Raw genomic sequence first — 16,572 nt, forward strand, 5'->3', positions numbered from 1 at the left:
CTCGACGGGCTCGACCGCCGTTCTCGGGGGGTCAGCCCTCCGACGGATCCTGCGGGGCGGACGAGCCGCCCTCGACCGGGCGGCCGCTGCGGGTGCGGCGGCGGTTGCGGCTGCGACGACGGCGCTGCTCGCCGTCCTGCTGCTCGCCCGCGGCCGGCACCGCCTCGGAGCGCTCGCCGTGCGCGGAACCGCCCTGCGGCGAGCCGCCGCGCGCGCCCTGCCCGGAGCGCGAGCCGCCACGGCCACCGCTGCGCGAGCCGCCGTCACGACCGCCGCCGTCACGACGACCGCCGTCACGCTGGCCGGACTGCGAGCTGGTGCGCTTGCCCGTCTCGCCCAGGTCCTCGAGCTCCTCGGCGTCCAGGCCGCCGAGCTGCTGCTTGCTCTTCGGCAGCCGCCCCTTGGTGCCCTCGGGGATGCCGAGGTCGCTGTACAGGTGCGGCGAGCTCGAGTACGTCTCGACCGGCTCGGGGAACCCGAGGTTCAGCGTGCGGTCGATGAGCTGCCAGCGGGGGATGTCGTCCCAGTCGACGAAGGTCACGGCGGTGCCCTGCTTGCCCGCGCGGCCGGTGCGGCCGATGCGGTGCAGGTAGGTGCGCTCGTCCTCGGGGCACTGGTAGTTGACGACGTGCGTCACGTCGTCGACGTCGATGCCGCGCGCGGCGACGTCGGTGGCGACGAGGACGTCGATGTGGCCGTGGCGGAACGCGCGCAGCGCCTGCTCGCGGGCGCCCTGGCCCAGGTCGCCGTGGATGGCGCCGGCCGCGAAGCCGCGGTCGCGCAGGTCGTCGGAGACCTTCGCCGCGGTGCGCTTGGTGCGGGCGAAGACGATGGTGCGGCCGCGGCCCTCGGCCTGCAGCAGGCGGGCCAGCACCTCGACCTTGTCCAGCGCGTGGGCGCGGTAGACCACCTGGCGGGTGTTCTTCACGGTCGCGCCGTCGTCGTCCGGCTCGGCCGCGCGGATGTGCGTGGGCTGCGACATGTAGCGGCGGGCCATCGAGACGACCGGGCCGGGCATGGTCGCGCTGAACAGCATGGTGTGCCGCACCGCAGGGGTGCGCGACAGGATCTTCTCGACGTCGGGCAGGAACCCGAGGTCGAGCATCTCGTCGGCCTCGTCCAGCACGACCGTGGCCGCGCGGGTGAGGTTGAGGTGGCCCTGGTTGAGCAGGTCGACCATGCGGCCCGGTGTGCCGACGACGACCTCGACGCCCTGGTTGAGCATCTCGATCTGCGGCTCGTAGGCGCGCCCGCCGTAGATCTGGGCGATGCGCACGGAGCGCTTCTTCGAGGCGGTGGCGAGGTCGTTGGCGACCTGGACCGCGAGCTCGCGGGTGGGCGCGACGACGAGGGCCTGCGGCTTGCCCGGGGCGGGCAGCTCGTCGAAGCCCGGCTCGCCCGGCGCCACGACGCGGTGCAGCAGCGGCACGCCGAAGCCGAGCGTCTTGCCCGTGCCGGTCTTGGCCTGGCCGATGATGTCGTGCCCCTGCAGCGCCACCGGCAGCGTCATCGCCTGGATGGGGAAGGGGTGGGTGATCCCGGAGTCGCGCAGGGCCTCGACGATCTCAGGGCGCACCCCGAAGTCCGCGAAGGACACGTCCTGCGCCTGGATGGCGGCTGGGGTGGAGTAGTCGGGCTCGCCGGAGTCGCCGGGAGTGGTTGCCGCGGTGGCGGCGGTGTCGGTCGTGGTCACGGGTACCTTCGTCTGCTCGTCGGCGCGCGCGAACCGGGCTCCCGGACGGCCGGAGCCGGCGACGGGCCGCACTGTTCGGGTCGCAATGAGCGCCGAGGTGGTCGGCAGCCGATCGTGGAAGAACGTCGCTCAGGCCTCGCGGGACATCCCGCCGGGCCGCTGCGGTCGAGTCAAAGCGTGACGACCGGGCAACCGAAGTACGCCTCCCATGGTACGCGACGGGGCCCGGCTCCGGGTGTGACACGGCCTGGCGCCCCTATCCTGGGGCGCGTGAGCCAGCAGCCGAGCACCCCGGACCCCGCCCTGACGACGCTGGTGGGGCTCGCGGCCTTCACCGAGCTGGCGGCGTTCGGGCTGCTCGCGAGCCGCTCGGTGGACGCCCCCGACCTCCCCGTCCGTCAGACCCTGGCGACGGCGGCGGGCGACGCTCTGGGCCGCCAGGGACGGCTGCTGGCCCTGGTCGTGGGCCCGGGGGCCGACGGCGCGGCCGAGGCGATGGCGCCGTTCGACGGCGCCCTGACCGACTTCGACGCGCGCACGACGCCGTCGACCTGGGCGGAGGGCCTGCTCAAGAGCGTGGTGGGGCTCGGCGTCGCGCAGGACCTGTGCCGCGAGCTCGCGGCGGGGCTGCCCGACGGCGGGGCCGGCTTCGCGGCCGCCGTGGGCGAGCCGCGCACCGACGACCCGGCGACTGCGGTGCTGGCCGCGGCCGCCACGGCGGACGACGTGCTCTCCTCCCGCATGGCCCTGTGGGGTCGGCGCGTCGTGGGCGAGGCGCTGGGCCTCGTGCCCGTGCTGCTCGCGGCGCACGCACCGCTGGCGGCGCTGGCCTCCCACGCGCGGGAGGGCGAGCCGGACGGCGGTGCGACCGTGCAGGCGTGGCTCGTCTCCCGGCTCACGGCGGAGCACACGCGGCGGATGGACCGCCTCGGCCTCGCCGCCTGACGGGCGTCGCTCCACCAGCGCCCCCGACCGGCGTCAGAGGGCGCCGAAGCCCACCTTGGCCTGCTCCGTCGAGCCCACCTCGACGTACCCGATCGTGGCGGTCGGCACGAGGATCGTGCGGCCGCGCGAGTCCGTGAGCTCGAGGACCCCGCCGTCGGCGATCGCCTCGCGCACCGCGGAGGTCACGTCCGCGGCCGTCTGGTCGGTCTCGACGACCAGCTCGCGGGCCAGGTTCTGCACACCGATCGTGATGTCCACGTTGTCTCCTTCGCGAGCCGCCCCGGCCGTGCCGACGCGGCTGTCGGCCTTCTGTCGTTCCCGGTCGTCCCGGAAGTCCCGACGATCCTAGCCACGGGCGCGCGCCGCGACGGGCCAGGAAGGACTTTGTCAGCGGAGGGTGAAACCGCGCGGTGCGTGCTGGGGCGTGCGGCGGGTGTCGGGTGTCGGTGGGACGTGGTCGAATCGCTCCCGTGACGCCAGCGCCCCCCACCGCCCCCCGCCTCGTGGCGCCGGCGCGAGCCGACGTCGTGAGCGCCGGCGTCGTGCTCGACGCGACGCAGGAGGCGGCCGTCGCGGCTGCCCTCGACGGGCCCGTCACCCTCGTGGTGGGCGGGCCGGGCACAGGGCGCACCACGGTCGCGACGACAGTGGCGGTGCGCGCGCTCGAGGGCGGGGACGACGGTGCGCCGGGCGTCGACCCGGCGCGCGTGCTGGTGCTCGCGGCGTCGCGCCGGTCGGCGGCCCGGCTGCGCGACGAGGTCACCGCCCGCGCGGGCCGCACGGTCGGGGCGCCCATGGTGCGGACGCCGGCGTCGGCGGCGTTCGCCGTCCTGCGCACCCGCGCGGCGGCGCACAGGGAGGCGACGCCCACCCTCGTCTCGGGCCCGGAGCAGGACCTCGTGCTGGCCGAGCTGCTGGAGGGTCACCTCTCGGGCGAGGGCACCGACCTCGCGCTCCCGCCGGGGCTCCCGGAGGAGTCGCTGGGCCTGCGCGGCCTGCGCCAGGAGCTGCGCGACCTGCTGATGCGCGCGGCCGAGCGAGGGCTGGGCCCGGTCGACCTCGACGAGCTCGGGCGCCGGCACGACCGGCCGGAGTGGGTGCTCGCCGCGCAGCTCTACGAGGAGTACCTGGACGTCACGACGCTGCGGCTCGGCACCCCGGACGCGGGCGCGCGGTACGACCCGGCGGGCGTGATCGACGAGGCCGCGCACGCCCTCGCGGGCTGGGACGACGAGCTGCCGGACGTGCCGCGTCCCCGCTGGGACCTCGTCGTCGTGGACGACTACCAGGAGGCGACCGTCGCCACGGCGCGCCTGCTGCAGGTCCTGCACGACGCGGGTGCGCGTCTCGTGCTGCTCGCCGACCCCGACTCGGCCGTGCAGGGCTTCCGCGGCGCGTCGCCCGGGTTGGTCGGCCGGGCCGGCGCGCCCGTGCGGACCGGGGTCGTGGGGGCGTTCGACGCGCGCACCGTCGTGCTGGGCACGGCGTGGCGCCAGCCGGACGGGCTGCGCGCGGTGACGCGGGCCGTCACGTCGCGCATCGCGACTGTCTCCGGGGCGTTGCACCGCGGCGCCGGTGCCCGGCCCGAGCCGGACGAGGCCGGCGCGGACGACGCGGATGAGACCGATGTCGCCGACGAGGCAGGTGGCGACGAGCTTCCCGGCACGGCGCCACGCGACGGCGCGACCCGCGTCGAGGGTGGCACGCCGCCGCCGGGAGAGGGCCACGGGGCGTCAGAGGGCCGGACGGTGGAGGGCTCGGGGCGGGACGCCGCGCCGTCGGGCGTGCAGGTCGCGGTGCTCGCGGGACCGGCGCAGGAGGCGGCGTACGTGGCGCGCGAGCTGCGCGCGGAGCGCCTGCTGCACGGCACGCCGTGGGAGCGGATGGCGGTGGTGGCGCGCAGCGGCGACCGGCTGGCGTCGCTGCGCCGGGACCTCGTCGCGGCGTCGGTGCCCGTGGCATTGCTCGGCTCCGACCTGCCGCTGCGCGACGAGCCGGCGGCGGCGCCGCTGCTCGCCGCGCTGCGCGTGTGCGCGGCGGGGGGCGGCGTCGACCGGCTGCTCGCGGAGGAGCTCGGGGAGCCGGGCGTGGGGTCCACGCTCGACGCCGAGACGGCGGCGCTGCTGCTCACGTCGCCGGTCGGCGGCCTCGACGCGGTGGCGCTGCGCCGGCTGCGGCGCGCGCTGCGGGCCGAGGAGCTGTCGGGCGGCGGTGGACGGTCGTCGGACGCGCTGCTGGTCGAGGCGCTCGACGACCCGGCGCGCGCCGGGACGCTCCCGTCGACCGTGCGGCGCGGCCCGCTCGCCGTCGCGCGCGTGCTCGCCGCAGGACGGGCCGCCGCGGCCGAGCCGGGCGCCACCGCCCAGACCGTGCTGTGGGCCGTGTGGGCGGCCACCGGGCTCGCGGACCGGTGGCGCGACGCGGCGCTGGCGGGCGGCCCCGCCGGTGCCCGCGCCGACCGCGACCTGGACGCCGTCCTCGCCCTGTTCCGCGCGGCCGAGACCTACGTGGACCGCATGCCCGGGGCCCCCGTGGCGGCATTCGTCGACTACCTCGCGTCGCAGGACCTGCCCGCGGACTCGCTCGCGGCGTCGGCGACCGGGGCGCACGCCGTCGAGGCGCTGACGCCCGCGGGCGCTGCGGGGCGCGAGTGGGACGTCGTGGTCGTGGTCGGCGTGCAGGACGGCGTGTGGCCCGACCTGCGGCTGCGCGACTCGCTGCTGGGCTCGCAGGCGCTCGTGGAGCTGCTCGCCGGCCGCTCCGAGGACGCGCACGGCATGGGCCCGGAGGCCCGCCGCCAGGTGCTCGCGGACGAGCTGCGCGCGTTCGCCGTCGCGACGTCGCGCGCGCGACGCCGGCTGGTCGTCACCGCGGTCGAGGACGCGGAGGACGCGCCGTCGGTGTTCCTCGACCTCGTGTCCCCACCCGACGACGGCCCCGATGGCGCGGCAGGAGTCGACGGCCCCGACCCGCGGCGCGTGACGGTGGGCCCGCCGCTCGACCTGCGCGGCGTCGTCGCCGAGGCCCGCGCGACCTTGGTCCGCGCCGCCTCCCGGGACGACGTGGAAGGATCCGGCGACAGGCCCGTGGACGCGGCGGCCGCCCTGCTCGCGGGCCTGGCGGGCGCCGGCATCGCGGAGGCCGACCCGCGGACCTGGTACGGCGTCGCGGCGACGTCCAGCGAGGCGCCGCTGTGGGGGCCGGAGGACGTCGTGACGGTCTCCCCGTCCAAGGTGGAGACGGTGAGCACGTGCGCGCTGAAGTGGGCGTTCGAGTCGGCGGGCGCGACGGCCCCCGACGCGACGCACCAGACCCTCGGCACGCTCGTCCACGCCATCGCGGAGGAGCTCCCGAAGGCGTCGCTCACCGCGCTGCGCGCCGAGCTCGACCGCCGCTGGCCGGAGCTCGCGCTGCCCGACGGCTGGCCCTCGCGGCAGCTGCGGAACCGCGCCGAGCGGATGATCGAGCGGCTCGCCGCCTACTACACGGAGGCGGGGGAGCCGCTGCTGGTGGAGCCGGCGTTCGAGCTCACCGTGGGGCGTGCGCAGCTGCGCGGCAAGATCGACCGGGTCGAGGACGCGGGCGACGAGGGCGTGACGGTCGCCGACCTCAAGACCGGCCGCACCGCACCTGCCCGCGCGAAGGCCACCGAGCACCCGCAGCTCGGGGCGTACCAGCTCGCGGTGGCCGAGGGGGCCCTCGACCTGCCGCCGGGCACGCCCAGCGCGGGGGCGCGGCTGGTGTACGTCGGGACGCCGACCGTGGCGCCCACGCTGCGCAGCCAGCCCGCGCTGGACGTCGGCGAGGACGGGTCGAGCTGGGCGCGCGCCCTCGTGGAGAGCGCCGCGGACACCATGGCGGCGGGCCGCTTCACCGCGCACGAGAACGACCTGTGCCCGATGTGCCCCGTGCGCCGGTCGTGCCCCGTGCAGCCCGAGGGAAGGAACGTGATCGGATGACAGGGGACGGGACGACCGGGCCGGCCGCGCCCGAGCCCGGGCGCGACGGCGAGCTCGACGACGCCGCGGGCGCGTTCGCCCGGGACGCGTGGGCCGCGCTCGGCGAACCCGGCCGCGAGGCCGACCTCGGGTTCCCGGAGCTCGCCGGGCTCGTTGCCACCGCCCAGGGCGTCGGGGCCGCCTCCCCGGACGCGTTGCTGTTCGACGACGACACCCTGCGGGGTGCGGCGCCCTCCTCCCCGGCGGGACACCGGCCGGACGCGCCCGCGAGACCGGGCCTGTCCGCCCGGGACATCGCCGAGCTGCTCGGGCGGCCCGCGCCCACGGACGAGCAGGTGGCCGTGATCGAGGCGCCGCTGGAGCCTGTGCTCGTGGTCGCGGGCGCCGGGTCCGGCAAGACCGAGACGATGGCGGCGCGTGTGGTGTGGCTCATCGCCAACGAGCTCGTGGCGCCGGAGGAGGTGCTCGGGCTGACGTTCACGCGCAAGGCGGCGGCCGAGCTCACCCAGCGCGTGCAGTCGCGCCTCGCGGGGCTCGCCCGCGCGCAGGGGCGCGCGACGTCGGGCCTGGACCTGCTCGCGCGGCCCACGGTGGCGACCTACAACGCGTACGCCGCGGCGCTGGTCGCCGACCACGGGCTGCGGCTCGGCATCGAGCCGGGCTCGCGGCTGCTGGGCGAGGCGAACCAGTGGCAGCTCGCGGCGCAGGTCGTCGAGTCGTGGGCCGACGACCTCGGCACCGACCGCGCGGTGAGCACGGTCGTCGGGGCCGTGCTCGCGCTGTCCGGGGAGCTGGGGGAGCACCTGCTGCCCGTCGACGACGCGCGCGCCGCGCTGGCCGACGTCGTCGCCCGGCTGGACGCGCTGCCGCTCGGCCCGCGCCAGAAGAAGCGGACCAAGGAGATCCAGGGCCTGATCGACTCGGTGGCGGAGCGCACCAGGCTGCTGGACCTCGTCGCCGAGTACCGGCGCCGCAAGCGTGTCGCGGACGCGCTCGACTTCGGCGACCAGATCGCGTTCGCGGCCGAGCTCGCACGGTCGGTGCCGGCCGTCGGGGCCACCGAGCGCTCCCGCTTCCCGGTGGTGCTGCTCGACGAGTACCAGGACACGTCGTACGCGCAGGTGGAGCTGCTCGCAGGGCTGTTCGGCGGCGGGCACGCCGTGACGGCGGTGGGCGACCCGCACCAGTCGATCTACGGCTGGCGCGGCGCGTCGGCGTCGGGCCTCGCGCGTTTCGGCGAGCGATTCCGCACGCGCGGTGGCGCCCCCGCGGCGGTCCGCTACCTCAGCACGTCGTGGCGCAACGACGCCGCCGTGCTGGCGGCCGCGAACGTCGCCGCCGCGCCGCTGCGGGACCGCGCGCGGCGGACGGGCACGGGCGTCGACGTGCCGCCGCTGGACCTGCGCCCCGGTGCGGGCACGGGTGTCGTGCGCGCGCACGTCGCCGCCACGAGCGAGGAGGAGGCCGAGGCGGCCGCGGAGTTCGTCGCGGCGCGCTGGCGCCGCTCCACCCGGCGGGACGGCTCCGACCGTGTGACGGCCGCCGTGCTGTGCCGGGCGCGGTCGCAGTTCGCGGCCGTCGAGGTGGCGCTGCGGCTCCGCGGGCTGCCCGTGGAGGTCGTGGGCCTCGGCGGGCTGCTGTCCACCCCGGAGGTGGTGGACGTCGTCGCGCTGCTCGAGGCGGTGCACGACCCGTCGCGGGGCGACTCGCTGCTGCGGCTGCTCACCGGGCCGCGCGTCAACCTCGGCGCGTCCGACCTGCACGCTCTCGGCTCGTGGGCGTCCGACCTCGCGCGCGCCGACGGTGTGCGGCCGGGCAGGCGCGCCCACCCCCAGGGTGACCCGCAGGAGGACGACGACGCCGTGGTCGTCGAGGGCGACGTCGTCGACCACCGCTCGATCGTCGACGCCCTCGACGACCTGCCCGCCCCCGGGCGTCCGGCCCGGGACGGGCGCGTGCTGTCCGCCGCGGGCCACGGCCGGCTCTCGGCGCTGTCCCGGCTGCTGCGGGAGCTGCGCGGCCTCACGTACCTGTCGCTGCCCGAGCTGGTGGTCGTGGCCGAGCGCGCGCTGGGGCTGGACGTCGAGGTCGCCACGGCGCAGGTGCTCGCGGACACGCTCACCCCGGCCGCGGGCCCCGGGGGCGGCGCGGCCGCGGGGGTGAGCCTGCGCGGCCGGGAGCACCTCGACGCGTTCCGGGACGTCGCCGCGAGCTTCGCGCAGTCGGCCGACGTCGCGACCCTGGGGGCGTTCCTCGCCTGGCTCGGCGTCGCGGGCGACCAGGAGCGCGGCCTCGACATGCCGGTCCGCGAGCCCGACCCGGACGCGGTGCAGGTCATCACCGCGCACGCCGCCAAGGGACTCGAGTGGGACGTCGTCGCGGTCCCCGGTCTGGTGGACGGCGTGTTCCCGAGCCAGGCCGAGTCGTCGCAGGGGCGGCTGGACGGCGGCTGGCTCACGGACGTCTCCGCGCTGCCCTACCACCTGCGCGGCGACGCGCCGGACCTGCCCGAGTTCACCTGGGCGGAAGCCGCCGACACCAAGGACCTCGCCGCCCGTCGCGACCTGTTCCGCGCGGAGAGCGGCGCGCACCGCCTGGCCGAGGAACGCCGGCTCGCGTACGTCGCCTTCACGCGCGCCCGCCGGGAGCTGTTCCTCACCGCGCACTGGTGGGGCACCGGGAGCACGCCGCGGCGCGTGTCGCCGTTCCTCGCGGAGCTCGTCGAGGGCGGGGTGGTGCGCGCCGACGGCTGGGCCGACCAGCCCGACCCGGCGGCGGGCAACCCGCGCGACGCGGTGGAGCGCGCCGCCCCGTGGCCGGCGACCGAGCCGGCCGCGGGAGCACCGACGGACGACCCCGGGTCCGCACAGCGGCCCGACGACGACGGTCCGACGCCGCGCGACCTGCTGCGGTCGTCGGCGGCCCGGGTGGAGGCCGCCCGGGCCGAGGGGACGGGCGCGCCGACCGGCGTGCTGCGCGACTCGTCCGGCCGTGACCTCGTGCTGCTCGCGCGCACGCTGCTCGCCGAGCGCGGGGAACGGGGGACGCGGGAGGTCGAGATGCCGGCGCACGTGTCGGCGTCGGGCCTGGTGCGGCTCGCCGGGGACCGCGACGCCTTCGCGCTCCAGCTCCGCCGTCCCGTGCCGCAGGAACCGACCGTGCACGCCCGCCGCGGTACGCACTTCCACGAGTGGGTGGAGCGGTTCTACACGTCGTCGTCGCTGGTCGACGTCGACGACCTGCCGGGCGCCGAGGACGGCGAGATCGCGCCCGACGTCGACCTGGAGACCCTGCGGCAGCGCTTCGCCGACTCGGAGTGGGCGGCCCGCACGCCGCTCGCGGTCGAGGTGGACGTCGAGACCCCGGTGGGCGGCGTGATGCTGCGCAGCCGGATCGACGCCGTCTTCCCGGACCCGGAGGCGTCGTCGAGCGACGACGGCCCGCAGGCCGTCGTCGTCGTGGACTGGAAGACGGGTCACGAGCCGCGCGACGCGGCCGCCCGTTCCGCCCGCGAGGTCCAGCTCGCGGTCTACCGCCTGGCCTGGTCGCGGTACACCGGCCTGCCGCTCGACCGGGTGTCCGCCGCGTTCGTCTACGTGGCGGGCGGCACCACCGTGCGGCCGCGCCGGCTGCTCGACGAGGCCGAGCTGGAGGCGCTCGTGCGGGGCGAGCGTCACCAGCGGTAGTCGAGGAACTTCCCGTCGAAGGTCACCACGACCCGGTCGCCGTCCGGGTGCGGGCGGCGGGCGATGTCGACCTGGAAGTTGATCGCGGACATGATGCCGTCGCCGAACTCCTCGTGGATGAGCTCCTTGAGCGCCGGACCGTACACGCTGAGCGCCTCCGTGAAGCGGTAGATCGTCGGGTCGGAGAGCACGGCCTCGTCGCGCACGCGGTACGGCTGCAGCCGCAGCGCCTCGGCGACGTCGTCGCCCAGGCCCAGCAGCTTGCACGCGGAAGACGCCTGCTCGGCGCTCATGGGGTGGTTGCCGAGCAGCGCGGCGGTCGTCCAGACGACCGGTGCTCCGACCGTGTCGGCGATCTCCTGCCAGGTGCGGCCGGACCGGAGGCGGGCGGTGACGACCTGCTCGGCCGCGGCGGCCTTGGTCATGATCGGATCCACGGGTGTCCTTCGTTCGGGGTGACGGGGCGGGCTGGGGGAGGGCCGGTCAGCCGACCGGCGTGGCCACGCGCTCCTCGACGGGCTCCGCCGGCGCGGGACGACGGCGCTCCGGCCGGGTCTTGTAGTGGGTCAGGTACAGCGGGAGGCCGACGAACGTCAGGCCGCCGACGAGGTTGCCCAGCACCGTCGGGAGCTCGTTCCACACCAGGTAGTCCATGACGGTGAAGTCGCCGCCGAGCAGCAGGCCGGAGGGGAACAGGAACATGTTCACCACCGAGTGCTCGAAGCCCATGTAGAAGAACAGGAACACGGGCATCCACATCACGACGGCCTTGCTGATCGTGTCCTTCGACATGAGGAACGCGACCACGCCGGTGGAGACCATCCAGTTGCACAGCACGCCGCGCACGAACAGCGTGAGCATGCCGGCGGCGCCGTGGTCGGCGTACCCGACGGTGCGGCCCTCGCCGATCACACCGAGCGCCTGCCCGATCTCGTTGGGCGGCGTGGAGAAGCCGTAGGTGAACGTGATCGCCATGAGCACGGCCACGGTGAACGCGCCGGCGAAGTTGCCGCAGAACACCAGGCCCCAGTTGCGCCACATGCCCGCCCACGTGGCTCCGGGGCGGCGGGCGATGACGGCGAACGGCACCAGGGTGAAGACCCCGGTGAGCAGGTCGAAGCCCATCAGGTACAGCATGATGAAACCGATCGGGAAGAACGCGGCCCCGAGCAGCGGGTTGCCGGTGTTCGTCGAGATGGTCACGGCCATCGCGGCGGCCAGGGCGAGGATGGCCCCGCCCATGAACGAGCGGATGAGGGTGTCCCGGGTGGACATGAACAGCTTCTTCTCGCCCGTGGCGATCATCTGCGAGACGAAGTCCTGCGGCATCACGTACGACATGTCGGACCCTTCGGCGGGAGTGGCGGCGCTGGTGTGCCGCCGAGTCTCGCCGCCGCAGGTTGTGGCCACGTCGCCACGGTGTTGAGGTCGTGTTTCGACCCGGGCCGGGGCGGTGATCCCCGTGTTTCGCGCACCTCGCAGGACGCCGGGAAGGTCGGTGAGGCCTCCCGGCGCTCTCCGGACGGGTCAGGCGGGGGCGTCCTCGCGCGTGGCCTCGTCGAGGTCGGCGAGCATCGCCTCGGCGTCGGCGACGACGTCGGGCAGGCCGCGGCGGACGCCGTGCAGCAGCCAGCGGGCCAGGGCCAGCTCGCCCACGAGCAGCGCGCGGTCCACGAGGCGCGCGTCGTGCAGCTCGGTGCGGCGCAGCTGGTAGGCCTCCATGATCGAGTCCACGGAGTCCGGCGGGGCGGCGACGAGCAGCCAGGCGAGGTCGTCGGCCGGGTCGGCCACGCGCGCGTCGGACCATCCGCTGATCGCGGTGACACGACCGCCGGTGACGAGCATCTGCTCGGTGGCGAGGTCACCGTGCACGACGACGGGCTGGAACCGCCACAGGGCCACGTCCTCGAGCGCCGCCTCCCAGCGGCGCAGCAGCGTGGGCGGCACCTTGCCGGTCGCGGCGGCCTCGTCCAGCTCCACCAGGCGCCGCTCCCGGTACTCGGCCGCGGTGTACGACGGCAGCCCGCACGACTCGACGACGGACGCCGGCAGCTCGTGCACGGCCGCGAGGGTGCGCCCGAGGTCGGCGGCGAGGCCGGGCCCGGGGCGCAGGGCCTCGAGGTCGAGCGCCGCGCCCGTCACGTGCCGGTGCACGACGGCGCGCCCGCCCTCGGGCAGCAGCGCGAAGCCGGCCACCTGCGGCACGGTGAAGGGCAGCACGCCGGCGTCGACGTACAGGTGCAGCGCGTCGAGCAGCTCGGTCTCCGCCTCGAGCGCCGCTCCGGCCATGGTGGTGCGGGGCGCGCGCACCAGCCAGTCCACGCCGTCGTCGGCCGTCACGACGGCGACGTCGTAGTCGCCCGGCAGCTCCTCGGGGCGGACCGAGCGGGCGTCGAGGCCCGGGACGGCGGCCGTCGCGAGGGCGGCGAGAGCGAGCGGACTGCGTGGCACCCGCCCACCGTAGACGGTGCCGGGGCCCGGCCGGGAGCACCGCGGTGCGCGTGTCCGCCGTCGCACGGCCGGGAGCCCGGGGCCAGTCGCCGCAGGTACGGTCGAGGCGTGACGGCCCCCTTCGCGCTCCCTGACCTGTCCTACACCCGCGCCACCCACGACCGGGCGGCCGCACGTCGCGCCGAGCCGGGCCTGCTGCCGCGGCTGCTGGCCGACCCGGCGACCCGCGTCGTGCTGGTGCTGCGCGGTCGCGTCGCCGTCGACGCCGCAGGGGACCTGCTCTTGCTGGACGCCGCCGCCGCGGAGGGCCTCCCGGCCGAGCCCGACCGGTCCGACCGCCCCGACGCGCACACGCCCGGGCACCGGTGGCTGTTCCTCGGTGAGCAGGACGGGGCGGGCCTGCTCGGTCTCGTGCTGCCCGACGAGGCGGACGCCGACGCCGTGGGGATCGAGGGCGTGTCCCCGGCGGCGCCTGCCCCGCGGCTGGCGCGCGAGCACGCCTGGGCGGGCCTGCGGGAGGTGGGCGGGCGGCACGGCGACGCGCTCGCCGCGGAGGCGGTGGCCCTCGCCGCGTGGCACGCCTCGCACGAGCGCTGCCCGCGGTGCGGCGAGCCGACCGTCGTCGAGCAGGCGGGCTGGGTACGGCGGTGCCCGGTGCAGGACGTCGAGATCTACCCGCGCACCGACCCCGCGGTGATCATGGCGGTGGTCGACGACGCCGACCGCCTGCTCCTGGGGCACGCCGCCCACTGGCCGGAGGGCCGGTTCTCGACGCTCGCCGGCTACGTCGAGCCGGGTGAGGGGCTGGAGCAGGCCGTGCGGCGCGAGGTGGCGGAGGAGACGTCGGTCGTGGTGGGCGACGGGCCCGGCGACGTCGTGTACCGCGGGAGCCAGCCGTGGCCGTTCCCCGCGTCGCTCATGCTCGGCTTCCGCGCGCGCGCCGTCGCGACCGACGTCGAGGTGGACGGCGTCGAGGTGACCGCAGCGCGCTGGTTCACGCGCGAGGAGCTGGCGGCGGGCGTGCGGGCGGGGGAGCTCGGGCTCCCCGGGCGCCCGTCGATCGCGCGGGCGCTGGTCGAGGAGTGGTACGGCGGCGAGCTGCCCGGCTGACGCCGCTCGCTCAGGCGGTCAGGCGCGCCTTCACGTCGTTCAGGGACGGGTTGGTCGCGGCCGTCCCGTCGGGGAAGACGACGGTCGGGACGGTGCGGTTGCCGCCGTTGACCTGCTCGACGAAGTCCGCCGTGTGCGGCTGCTCCTCGATGTCCACCACGGTGTACCCGATGCCCACGGAGTCGAGCTGGGTGCGCAGCCGGCGGCAGTAGCCGCACCACGCGGTCGAGTACATCGTGATCGTGCCGGGCTCGGGGAGCTGCGGCGTGACGGCGGTCATCGATCCTCCTGGGGACGACGGGAGCGGGTTGTCGGCGACGGCTGCGAGAATCGCAGACGATGTCGACCACCACCAACTCCCCGGCCCACCCGCTTCATCCCGACGCGATCCTCGACGCTCTCGACCCCGAGCAGCGGGAGGTGGCGCTCGCGCTGACCGGGCCGGTGTGCGTGCTGGCCGGTGCGGGCACGGGCAAGACGCGGGCGATCACGCACCGCATCGCCTACGGCGTGCGCACCGCCACCTTCAAACCGACGTCGGTGCTCGCGGTGACCTTCACCGCGCGGGCCGCGGGAGAGATGCGCACCCGGCTCCGCGAGCTGGGGGTGGTCGGCGTGCAGGCGCGCACGTTCCACGCGGCGGCGCTGCGCCAGCTCGGCTACTTCTGGCCGCGCGTCGTGGGCGGTGCCCCGCCCCGGATCCTCGAGCACAAGGCGTCCGTCGTGGCGGAGGCCGCCCGTCGCGTCGGGGTGAGCGTCGACCGGGTCGCCGTGCGCGACCTGTCCTCCGAGGTGGAGTGGGCCAAGGTGTCGCTCGTGACGGCGGAGGACTACGTGAAGGCGGCGCTCGTCGACGACCGCCCCGCACCCTCGGGCTACGACCATCAGACCGTGGCGCGCCTCATCACGGCGTACGAGGACGTCAAGACCGAGCGCGGCGTCATCGACTTCGAGGACGTCCTGCTCATGCTCGCGGACATGCTCCACTCGCACCGGCAGGTGGCCGACGAGGTGCGCTCGCAGTACCGGCACTTCGTCGTCGACGAGTATCAGGACGTCTCGCCGCTGCAGCAGTTCCTCCTCGACCAGTGGCTGGGCGACCGCAAGGAGCTCTGCGTCGTGGGGGACCCGTCGCAGACCATCTACTCCTTCACCGGCGCGACCCCGCACTACCTGCTCGACTTCACGCGGACGTACTCCGACGCCCAGGTGGTGCGGCTCGTGCGCGACTACCGCTCCACGCCGCAGGTCGTGCACCTGGCGAACCAGGTGCTGCGCCGTGGTCGGGTACCGGGAGCCCTCGAGCTGGTGGCGCAGCGCCCGGCCGGCCCGCCGGCGAGCTTCACGACCTACGACGACGACGACGCGGAGGCCACGGGGATCGCCGCCCGGGCCGGCCGGCTCGTCGCGTCGGGGGTGCGGCCCAGCGAGATCGCCGTGCTCTACCGCACCAACGCCCAGTCCGCCGCGTTCGAGTCGGCGCTCGCGGACGCCGGCATCAGCTACCTCGTCCGCGGCGGCGAGCGGTTCTTCCAGCGCAAGGAGGTGCGCGACGCCATCGTCCTGCTGCGCGGCGCGGCGCGGTCGGCCGACCCGGACGAGCCGATGCCGGAGCAGGTGCGGGACGTGCTGACCTCCGCGGGGTGGACCGAGCAGCCGCCCGCGGCCCGCGGCGCCGCGCGCGAGCGCTGGGAGGCGATGCAGGCGCTCGTGGGGCTCGCCGACGACGTCGCCGCCGCGGCACCCGAGGACGCGCCGGCCACGATGGCGGCTCTCGTCGCGGAGCTGGAGGAGCGCGCGTCGGCCCAGCACGCGCCGACCGTCGAGGGCGTCACGCTGGCCTCCCTGCACGCGGCCAAGGGCCTCGAGTGGGACGCCGTCTTCCTCGCGGGCGTGAGCGAGGGCCTCATGCCCATCTCGTTGGCGGAGACGGACGAGGCGGTCGCGGAGGAGCGCCGCCTCCTGTACGTGGGGGTCACCCGCGCGCGGGAGCACCTGGAGCTGTCCTTCGCGCGTTCCCGCAACCCCGGCGGGCGGGCCACCCGCAAGCGCACCCGGTTCCTCGACGGGCTCTGGCCGGACGACCCGGCGGACCGGCGCGGCCGCGGGCGTGCCGTACGAGGGCAGGCCCGGCAGCAGCTCACGGGGGAGCACGACGTGGCCCTGTTCGACGCGCTGCGCGAGTGGCGGCTGTCGGTGGCCCGCGAGACGGACAAGCCGGCGTTCACGGTGATGGGGGACGCCACGCTGGCCGCCATCGCGGAGCTCAAGCCCACGTCGGTGGCGCAGCTCGCCCGCGTGAACGGGGTGGGTCCGGCGAAGATCGACCGGTACGGGCAGACGATCCTCGCGATCGTGGCCGAGCACGCGGGCTGAGGACGCCTCCGAGGCCCCTCGAGTCGGCCGCACGCGGGGCCCGAAAAACTCGTCGAAGAAAAATCCGAAAAAGATGTGGCGGTCCTGGCGGGGCCGTCTATGCTCGGAGAGTCCCAGACGGAAGTGGCGTCTGCCGAGAGGCTGAGGTCCGAGAGCAGTGAGGAGGTGGGTGCAGAAGATGGACACGATGACTCAGATCGTGGTGGCGAACGCGTTTGTTGGCGCGCCCGGGTACACGTCTGCCCGTGGCGAGCTCAGCGCTGTCGTCCCGTTCCGTGCGCGGAAGCACGGAGCAGGCAACGCCGATCTCCACATCGCACCCGACTCCGCCCCCTGGAGCCATCCGGTCTAG

At 75.9% G+C, this 16,572-nt stretch carries 11 protein-coding genes; 5 read left to right on the forward strand and 6 right to left on the reverse strand.

Going from position 1 to position 16,572, the window contains the following annotated elements; genetic code table 11:
* Window positions 1–31: 31 nt before the first annotated feature.
* Window positions 32–1,693 carry a DEAD/DEAH box helicase gene (locus B5Y66_RS06980; protein ID WP_079573282.1) on the reverse strand — a complete coding sequence of 554 codons (1,662 nt, stop codon included), beginning with the start codon at window positions 1,691–1,693 and terminating at the stop codon, window positions 32–34.
* Window positions 1,694–1,963: 270 nt separating this feature from the next.
* Between B5Y66_RS06980 and B5Y66_RS22485 the strand changes: the two genes are divergently transcribed.
* Window positions 1,964–2,638 carry a ferritin-like fold-containing protein gene (locus B5Y66_RS22485; protein WP_176168801.1) on the forward strand — a complete coding sequence of 225 codons (675 nt, stop codon included), beginning with the start codon at window positions 1,964–1,966 and terminating at the stop codon, window positions 2,636–2,638.
* 33 nt (window positions 2,639–2,671) lie between these two features.
* On the opposite strand, the gene B5Y66_RS06990 is transcribed toward B5Y66_RS22485, so the two are convergent.
* Complete coding sequence (locus B5Y66_RS06990) at window positions 2,672–2,896, reverse strand: DUF3107 domain-containing protein (protein WP_079572803.1); 225 nt, start codon at window positions 2,894–2,896, stop codon at window positions 2,672–2,674.
* A gap of 212 nt (window positions 2,897–3,108) precedes the next feature.
* Here B5Y66_RS06990 and B5Y66_RS06995 point away from each other — a divergent pair, with 212 nt between their 5' ends.
* Together B5Y66_RS06995 and B5Y66_RS07000 are read left to right on the forward strand one after the other, a co-directional pair.
* Window positions 3,109–6,597 carry a PD-(D/E)XK nuclease family protein gene (locus tag B5Y66_RS06995; RefSeq protein ID WP_079572805.1) on the forward strand — a complete coding sequence of 1,163 codons (3,489 nt, stop codon included), beginning with the start codon at window positions 3,109–3,111 and terminating at the stop codon, window positions 6,595–6,597.
* Entirely contained in the window at window positions 6,594–10,283 is a 3,690-nt protein-coding gene (locus B5Y66_RS07000; RefSeq protein ID WP_245806966.1) for an ATP-dependent DNA helicase, read from the forward strand. The genes B5Y66_RS06995 and B5Y66_RS07000 overlap by 4 nt, the downstream gene beginning before the upstream one ends.
* On the opposite strand, the gene cynS is transcribed toward B5Y66_RS07000, so the two are convergent.
* The 3 genes from cynS to B5Y66_RS07015 all read right to left on the reverse strand — a co-directional run bounded on the left by cynS (window position 10,271) and on the right by B5Y66_RS07015 (window position 12,734).
* A complete protein-coding gene (cynS, locus tag B5Y66_RS07005) occupies window positions 10,271–10,708 on the reverse strand; it encodes a cyanase (RefSeq protein ID WP_079572807.1) in 438 nt (145 codons plus the stop codon). The two genes, B5Y66_RS07000 and cynS, sit on opposite strands and share 13 nt — an antisense overlap.
* Before the next feature lie 58 nt (window positions 10,709–10,766).
* On the reverse strand, window positions 10,767–11,624 hold the full coding sequence (locus B5Y66_RS07010; protein ID WP_079572808.1) for a formate/nitrite transporter family protein: 858 nt from the start codon (window positions 11,622–11,624) through the stop codon (window positions 10,767–10,769).
* 186 nt (window positions 11,625–11,810) lie between these two features.
* Window positions 11,811–12,734 (reverse strand): macrolide 2'-phosphotransferase, encoded by a 924-nt coding sequence (locus B5Y66_RS07015; RefSeq protein WP_079572809.1) that lies wholly within the window; start codon window positions 12,732–12,734, stop codon window positions 11,811–11,813.
* 108 nt (window positions 12,735–12,842) lie between these two features.
* Between B5Y66_RS07015 and nudC the strand changes: the two genes are divergently transcribed.
* Window positions 12,843–13,844 (forward strand): NAD(+) diphosphatase, encoded by a 1,002-nt coding sequence (nudC, locus tag B5Y66_RS07020; protein WP_079572810.1) that lies wholly within the window; start codon window positions 12,843–12,845, stop codon window positions 13,842–13,844.
* A 10-nt stretch (window positions 13,845–13,854) separates the two neighbouring features.
* On the opposite strand, the gene B5Y66_RS07025 is transcribed toward nudC, so the two are convergent.
* Entirely contained in the window at window positions 13,855–14,124 is a 270-nt protein-coding gene (locus B5Y66_RS07025; protein ID WP_079572812.1) for a mycoredoxin, read from the reverse strand.
* A gap of 59 nt (window positions 14,125–14,183) precedes the next feature.
* On the opposite strand from B5Y66_RS07025, the gene B5Y66_RS07030 reads away from it, so the two are divergent.
* Window positions 14,184–16,220: an ATP-dependent DNA helicase UvrD2 gene (locus tag B5Y66_RS07030; protein ID WP_079572814.1), complete on the forward strand. Its 2,037-nt coding sequence runs from the start codon at window positions 14,184–14,186 to the stop codon at window positions 16,218–16,220.
* Window positions 16,221–16,572: the final 352 nt, after the last annotated feature.

The sequence above is a fragment of the Krasilnikoviella flava genome (assembly GCF_900167525.1).
Classification (GTDB): Bacteria; Actinomycetota; Actinomycetes; order Actinomycetales; family Cellulomonadaceae; genus Isoptericola; species Isoptericola flavus.

Coding starts and splice junctions, on each gene's coding strand:
- B5Y66_RS07000 (WP_245806966.1), top strand. CDS start 6,594: ATGACAGGGGACGGGACGACCGGGCCGGCCGCGCCCGAGCCCGGGCGC.
- cynS (WP_079572807.1), bottom strand. CDS start 10,708: ATGACCAAGGCCGCCGCGGCCGAGCAGGTCGTCACCGCCCGCCTCCGG.
- B5Y66_RS07010 (WP_079572808.1), bottom strand. CDS start 11,624: ATGTCGTACGTGATGCCGCAGGACTTCGTCTCGCAGATGATCGCCACG.
- B5Y66_RS07025 (WP_079572812.1), bottom strand. CDS start 14,124: ATGACCGCCGTCACGCCGCAGCTCCCCGAGCCCGGCACGATCACGATG.
- B5Y66_RS07030 (WP_079572814.1), top strand. CDS start 14,184: ATGTCGACCACCACCAACTCCCCGGCCCACCCGCTTCATCCCGACGCG.